The sequence below is a fragment of the Paenibacillus sp. Y301 genome (assembly GCF_059445505.1).
Genome location: NZ_JCAIUL010000031.1, coordinates 1 through 7219, shown reverse-complemented (window position 1 = coordinate 7219; position 7219 = coordinate 1). Strand labels below are relative to the sequence as shown.

Annotated in this window: 4 protein-coding genes and 1 pseudogene; 4 read left to right on the top strand and 1 reads right to left on the bottom strand. The window is 48.2% G+C overall.

Annotated elements, in window-relative coordinates:
* Positions 1-58 precede the first annotated feature (58 nt).
* The 4 genes from AC1D69_RS24830 to AC1D69_RS24815 all read left to right on the top strand — a co-directional run bounded on the left by AC1D69_RS24830 (position 59) and on the right by AC1D69_RS24815 (position 5764).
* Positions 59-1555, top strand: a complete 1497-nt coding sequence (locus tag AC1D69_RS24830) for an ABC transporter substrate-binding protein (RefSeq protein ID WP_495458789.1) — start codon at positions 59-61, stop codon at positions 1553-1555.
* 181 nt (positions 1556-1736) lie between these two features.
* Positions 1737-3500, top strand: coding sequence for a sensor histidine kinase (locus tag AC1D69_RS24825; RefSeq protein ID WP_495458788.1), 1764 nt, complete (start codon positions 1737-1739; stop codon positions 3498-3500).
* Positions 3475-4236 carry a response regulator transcription factor gene (locus AC1D69_RS24820; RefSeq protein ID WP_495458787.1) on the top strand — a complete coding sequence of 254 codons (762 nt, stop codon included), beginning with the start codon at positions 3475-3477 and terminating at the stop codon, positions 4234-4236. The genes AC1D69_RS24825 and AC1D69_RS24820 overlap by 26 nt, the downstream gene beginning before the upstream one ends.
* A gap of 7 nt (positions 4237-4243) precedes the next feature.
* A complete protein-coding gene (locus AC1D69_RS24815) occupies positions 4244-5764 on the top strand; it encodes an ABC transporter substrate-binding protein (protein WP_495458786.1) in 1521 nt (506 codons plus the stop codon).
* Between the two features lie 132 nt (positions 5765-5896).
* Here AC1D69_RS24815 and AC1D69_RS24810 read toward each other — a convergent pair.
* Positions 5897-7216: pseudogene (locus AC1D69_RS24810) on the bottom strand (MATE family efflux transporter); the annotation flags it as partial.
* Positions 7217-7219: the final 3 nt, after the last annotated feature.

The following is a 7219-nucleotide window of genomic DNA, read 5'->3' as shown; positions in this document are numbered from 1 at the left end:
TATTATATTCACCGCGCGATGCAGATGGTGGAATACATTACTATAGGGGGATATATTTATGAAAAAGATGAAGAAGCAACTGCTCGCCATCACTACTGCGGCACTCCTGACCTCCGGCCTTGTGGGCTGTGGTTCTTCGAATTCCGACTCGAAGGCCGAACCTTCCAGCAATCAGCCGGCCCAGACGGATTCGAGCAAACCTACCGATTCCGGCGACGTGCCTACGTTGGTATGGTGGACGATCGGCGGTCAAGTTCCCGGCAATTTCGACAAGGCTATCGAGCAAATGAATGACTACACGGCCGAGAAAATCGGCGTGAAGATCGACATCAAGGTTGCAGGCTGGGGAGACTGGGACACGAAGATCAACACGATCGTGAACACTGGCGAGCCTTTCGACATCATGTTTACGAACAGCAGCAAGTACAATCAGCAAGTTACGATGGGCGCTTTTGCTGATATTACCGACTTGGTACAAAGCGAATCACCCGATCTTTACAAATTGATTCCCGAAAAGGTCTGGGACGGAACGAAGATTGATGGAAAAATTTACTCCGTGCCTACTTACAAAGATTCGTCTTCGACCCAATACTGGGTGTTCGACGACACGTACGTGCAAAAGTACGGCATAGACACAAACAGTATCAAGACGATGAAAGACCTCGACAAACCGTTCCGCGATATGAAGGCCGGCGAGGGCAAAAGCTTTTATCCGCTGCGACTCACTCAAGGCGAAGGATTTAACGGATTCTTTAATGGCTACGACGATTTGACGGCCGGTTTGCCGATGGGCGTCAAGGTAGACGACGCTTCCCACAAAGTCGTCTCCGTTCTGGAGCAGCCCGATATCATGGAGGGCTTGAACCTTATACATCAATGGTACAAAGACGGAATCATCAACCCGGATGCACCGACCAAAACCGAAGCAGACAAAGCCCGCCCGTTCTTCAGCGCACAAGCCTTCCCTGGCGCGGAAATAAACTGGCAAGTTACGGAGGGTGTTGAGAAGTACACTATGTTCCAGTACTTTGGCCCGATTTACACAACAAGCACGATTCAAGGCTCTTTGAACGCGATCTCCGCCAACTCCAAGTATAAAGAGGAAGCTCTGAAATATTTGCAACTGGTCAACACCGATCCGAAGCTGCGCAATATGCTGGCTTTCGGCGAGTTGGGCGTCGACTATAACAACGTGAACGAGGAAAAGGTTATCGAGCGCATATCGGATACGTGGCCGCTGGCTGCCTATACCCAAGCTACGTTCTTCACCATGGCCGTTACGAAAGGCGCTCCGGAAGATCAGTGGGAACAGGTTCGTAAGCTGAACGATCAAGCGATCTCCTCAACCAGCCTGGGCTTTGCCTTGGACATCTCCAAGCTGACCACAGAGGTAGCCAATACGAAGGCCGTATATGACAAATATCGCTATGAACTGATTAATGGTGCTTCCGATCCGGAGGCAATGGTACCGAAGATCGTTGCGGAATTGAAAGCAGCCGGCATGGATAAGGTTATGATCGCAGCTCAAGAACAAATTGATAACTATTTCAAGTAAGCCTTAAACGCGGGTGGGTATCCAAAACCCCGAACGGTGAGCTCTTCTGCCGTTCGGGGTTTCTGTTATACTGGTATAAATCCCCTATTTTTTTGTTGACGACTAGGTGTTTTTTTATCGACGATTACGGTATATGGTGGAGTAGTGGTGCGGCAAAAGCTTAATGCAAAGGAGAAACCGCATGCGTTCATTTATGCAGATCAAGATCTATCGCAGCAAATTCATTGCATATGCGGTATTTGTAGTGTTCATCGGCCTGACCCTCGGCGCACTCACCTGCGCGATACTGATGGATCAATGGTTAGGTAATTCTAGGAACGAGGCCGCCGGAGCGTTTACTAGAGTGGAAAGTTCCCTTCAGTACGATACCGACCGTATCGATGTTTTCATGCAGCGGGTGTACTCCAACAGCGAGCTGATGACCGATATTCGCTACTTCTTGGGAAACAGCGCGGAAAGCTATCTGACGAGCAGGTTGCAAGATAGCCTCTATAACAAGCCGCATGTCTCCTTTCCGGATGATATGAGGTCCTTTCTAAGCAACGGGGGAAAGGGAGACATCACTCAAATAAGCTTGCATACAGAATCAGAGGGCAACATTGTGAGCTTTGATAGTAACGGCAGTACAAGTTTTCTATTCCGTCTGCCCAATACGGATGAGGCGTTCCGTGAGACGATTCAAAAGGGATTCGTTTTCCGCAAAAAACTATCGGATCCTAACCAAATCTCACGCCAGTTAGGCGAATTTCAGTTTCTGGTCAGCAGTGACCGGATCTTTGAGGCAGTGCAAAATGGAGATGTAAGCGAAACGGCGGCAGTCAGTACTTCCGGAGACGTATACCTTATCGCGAGCAGCAACCGCAACAACGTGGAGGAGATTGTTCGCCAGGCGATGGTGGACGGACGCAGTTATGGCTTTCTATCAAAGGGATTTACCAATCGTACGTATTTTGTGATGTTCAACTCCACTGAGTTTAATTATCGATATGTCAGCATCGTGGATTTGGCATCGCTGATCCGTCAAAAGGCAAGTGTGCTACTCATCGTTTTTCTCATCGTTCTGGCGGCCATGATCAGTGTCTTGCTACTCATCGCTTACAATCTGCGAGAGGACGCGAACTTCCTGCGTCGGATCATCCGTTCCATAGGACGCGCGAAAACGGCGGATTTTACACCGGTTAACCCGGCTCGTTACCGGAGAAACGAATATGGCATGATTGCCCGGGAATTGGATGATATGATCATTCAGCTTGATAAACATATCCGCACCAATTTTTTGCTAAAACTTAAGCAGCAGGAAACCGAAATGAAAGCCCTTCAGAACCAAATTAATCCTCATTTCTTGTATAATACGCTTGAAGTTATCCGTTCTTTTGCGCTGGCGAATCGCCCCGACGACACATCCGACGCTATAGCCACCTTGGGTGCACTGTACCGAGATGTCGTGAAAAACGAGAATATTATTCCACTGGGTAGCGAGCTGAACCTGCTCCATAAATACTTGAAAATCATGGAATTCAAGTATCCGGAAAGGTTTTATTATCAGTTCATTGTAGAAAAGGCGTTATTGTCTTTGCCGACGGTGAAATTTTGGCTACAGCCGCTAGCGGAAAACTTTTTCCTTCACGGTTTCAATCCGGATAACGAGTTTAACTTGCTCATCGTTAACGGCTGGGAGGAAGAGGAGCGCTTCGTACTGGAGATCGTGGATAACGGCGTCTGGATCACCGAAGAGCGCTTGGCCGAAATTAGGAATACGCTTTCTAGTGGCGACGATACCTTGTCGGATAACATCGGTTTGCGTAATGTTTATACCCGGTTGCACTTTTTCTACGGGGCAGAGTGTTTCATGAATATCGAAAATAACGAGGAAGCCGGCGTTAAAATAACTGTAATCCTGTCCAAGGAGGCGATTGGAGATGTACAAGCTACTGATCGTAGATGACGAGCCGCAGATTTTGGAGGGGATGAAGCGAACGCTGGATTGGGAAAAATACGGCTTTGGCCGCATCGAAACAAGTGAAACGTATGAGGATGCGATTTCAAAGGCAGTGGAATTGTTGCCGGATTTGGCTATTTTCGATGTATGTATCGGCAAGAAGCGCGGTTATGATGTTATCCACAAGCTTAACGAACTGCGCCTTCCCTCGAAATATATCATCATGAGCGGCTATGGGGAATTCCAATATGCATTGGAAGCCATTCGCTGCGGCGCCAAGGATTATCTGCTCAAGCCCATCGACCGTTTGATGCTGCAGAGTGTGGTCGAGAAGATTATCGTAGAAGATCTGCGCGGTACGTTGGAGGGATCCGATCGCGGCGACTTGGACACGGACCCGGTGCTCGGCGTGCGGTACGATAGCCTGTCCAAGCTGACCAACCGCATTCTGTTGATCGTCAAGGCAGAGTATGCCCAGAACTTGAATTTGAAGTCGGTTGCGGAACGTTTTCGTATGAACGGGACATACCTCGGGCAGATATTTATCAAAGAGACGCAAATGAAATTTTCGGAATATTTAATGGCCTACCGGATGCTTCGCGCCCAGGAACGCATTCAGTCCACGGACGAGAAGATTGTCAGCATCTCGCTTTCCGTCGGATACCAGAACCCGAACTATTTTTATTCCCATTTCCAAGCTTATTTTGGGAAATCTCCCTCAGAATTGCGAAGAAAGGATTAGTGTCGTAATGAAACAACATCGGAATCTGACTTGTATCGTCGCTTCCTTCGTGCTCGTCACGATGCTGGTGCTGCCCTTGTCAGGCTGCTTCTCCACAACCGGCAATGGGGAAAATACCGCAGTGGCCGTTCCTACCGTGAATTTGATCTACTACACGATCGGGGATCCCGACAAAGACCTTCAGATGGTCAACGACAAGATCAACGAGATCCTGGTCAAAAAAATCGGTGTGACCATCACTTATATCAAAGCAGGCTGGCAGGAGTATGACAGCCTGCTGAATGCCCTCGTGTCCGCAGGCACTCCCTTTGACATCGCTTTTGCCTCGGAGTATACCACCTACGCGCAGCGTGGTGCGTGGCTTAAGCTGAACGATTATCTGTCCAATGTGGGGAAGGACATGCATGACGCGATTGATCCTATTTTTTGGAAAGGCATGCAGATGGATGACGGCGGTATTTACGGTGTGCCGACCAATAAGGAATTGGCCGTACGCGACCAGTGGATGTACCCGGAGGCGTTAATCAAGAAGTATAACATTGACATCAAGAAGTATACAACATTGGCCTCCCTTAAACCGTTGTTCCGAATGATTAAGCAGAAGGAGCCCGCTTATCAGCCGATGGAGTTGGACAAGGAGTCCCATAACTTTTTTGCCTTGGACGGCTACGAATACGTGTCAGAGAAAACGCTGCCACTCATGGTGCAAGCTCTGGATCCTGGTGCCTTAGTTGTGAATATTTTTGAAACGGAAGAAGCCCGGAAAGTGCTGGACATTCTTCGGAACTACTATGTGGATGGCTATATCAATGAGGACGCGGGCATGCGGGAAAGCCAAGGACTGAAGCGGGGCGATATGGTATTCTGGAAAGCCGCGGGGGGCGGCCCGCTATCCGAAAATAGTTGGAGTAAGGATCGTGGTTACAAGCTTGTGGCTTACTCTGTAACTCCTGCGTTAATCACGATGGAATCCGTTCGGGGAGGGGTAATGGCTGTCAGTGCCGATACGAAGTATCCCATCGAGTCCGTAAAATTTCTTAATTTACTGAATACGGACCCCGAGTTGCGCAACCTGTTCAATTGCGGAATTGAGGGCGTGCACTATACCCTGGACAGGAACGGCCAGGTGGTGTCTAAACCTGCAGAGGACAATAATGGCAACCCGATCCCGGACGCAGCGCCTAGCTATGGGGGCGTGCAGTACACTCAGGGCAATTGGTTCACCTTGAAGACCATGGGTGGAGAATTCCCGGATCCCTTGGACAAATGGAATCAGTTCCGTGCCAGCAACAAGGAAGCCGTCAATTCGAGCACGCTAGGCTTTACCCCGGACTTGTCCCAGATGCCGATTCAATTGCAGAACATCCAGATGGTCTGGGAGAAATACTATCCCAGCCTAATGACTGGTAGCGTGAACGTAGATTCGGAGTTGCCGAAGTTCAATCAGGAGCTTCAGCAGGCGGGCATCGACGAGGTGCAGGCCGAAGTACAAAGGCAGCTTGACACCTGGCGAGCCACCCATTCGTAGCAGTAGCGCTTATTTTAATTTACTCATGCAAGGGTATTGCATCAAATCCAGACAGACAATAATCTGTTGAATAATGAAATATAAGAGACTGGGAGGCACGGGGTTGCTCGTGTCAGAGTTTGCGCAGGGATATTTGTTCCGCAGAACATACAGCATGATGGCTCCAACAAGGAACGTGACGGCATCCGCTATGACGATCGACCAGACCACCCCGTGGAAGCCGTTCATTCGATTGGCGAGATACAACACAGGAATCAATGTAATTCCTTGAATAATGGACATAATAAACGCGGCGGTTCCTTGTGCTGTTGCTTGGAAGATCCCCGTAAACAACGTGGTCATTCCTGTAATGAACAAGGATAAGAACGTTACATGCAGGATGTAGCTGCCCATTTCGATTAATTGCGGGTCATTTGTAAATAATCCAATTAAGTGGTCGGAAATCAGATAGACGATGATGCCGAACACGAAGGCTAAGGCTACAATCGTCTTGATCGTGAATCCAATGGTATGCTTCATTCGTAATTTATTCGCTGTAAAAGAGAAGGCAATCAATGGCACGACTCCCTCGCATAATCCCATTAGAATAAACTCAGGAAATTGCAATAAACGTGATGATATTCCGTAAGCTGCTACAGCCTGATTCCCATATTCGACAAGAAAATGGTTGAAAATGAGCGACATTGCACCCAAGAAGATGCTCATAATAAAGACGGGGACTCCGATTTTGAATACATTGATGAGAATGTCTTTGGTAGCCTTGAACCATTTTACGGAGATGGTTAAGAATTTGCTCTTATTTCCAATATGGAAGGCAAAGAATGCACACGCAACTAAGTTAGAAATGACCGTAGCAGACGCAACGCCGATCACGTCCCAATGGAAGACGAAGATGACTAGTGCATCGAGAACAATATTCACAATAACACTGAGAATCATACCGATCATCGACGTGATGGCTGCACCCTCCGAGCGCACGATATTCTCCAGCGTGAAGAATAATACGAGGATTGGTGAACCAATAAGCATAATCGTGACATAGTCCTTCGTGAAAGCGAAGGATTCAGACGTCGCTCCCAGGCCATGTACGATTGAATCGATAAATGGGAGGCTGACGGCCATCAAGATAAGACCGAGAACTAAACTACTGTAAAAGGCAAATGAAGACACATGCTTTACATCGTTATATTTTTTCTCTCCCAGCAAACGGGAGATGAATGTACCGCTACCCATGCCAATCAAGTTGCCTACCGCCATAATGGCCGCGAATAACGGCAAGGTTAGTGCGAGTGCGGTTAACATGGCCGTATTGCCCAGTGTACCAAGGAAATAGGCATTCAAGATGGAATATATGACACTCATTGACGTGCCTAGCATCATCGGTACAGCGAAGTGAGCGACAGCTTTTGCTACCGGTGCTTTTTCAAAGTAATGGAGGTTTTCTGCATCCATGTG

Coding starts and splice junctions, on each gene's coding strand:
- AC1D69_RS24830 (WP_495458789.1), top strand. CDS start 59: ATGAAAAAGATGAAGAAGCAACTGCTCGCCATCACTACTGCGGCACTC.
- AC1D69_RS24825 (WP_495458788.1), top strand. CDS start 1,737: ATGCGTTCATTTATGCAGATCAAGATCTATCGCAGCAAATTCATTGCA.
- AC1D69_RS24820 (WP_495458787.1), top strand. CDS start 3,475: ATGTACAAGCTACTGATCGTAGATGACGAGCCGCAGATTTTGGAGGGG.
- AC1D69_RS24815 (WP_495458786.1), top strand. CDS start 4,244: ATGAAACAACATCGGAATCTGACTTGTATCGTCGCTTCCTTCGTGCTC.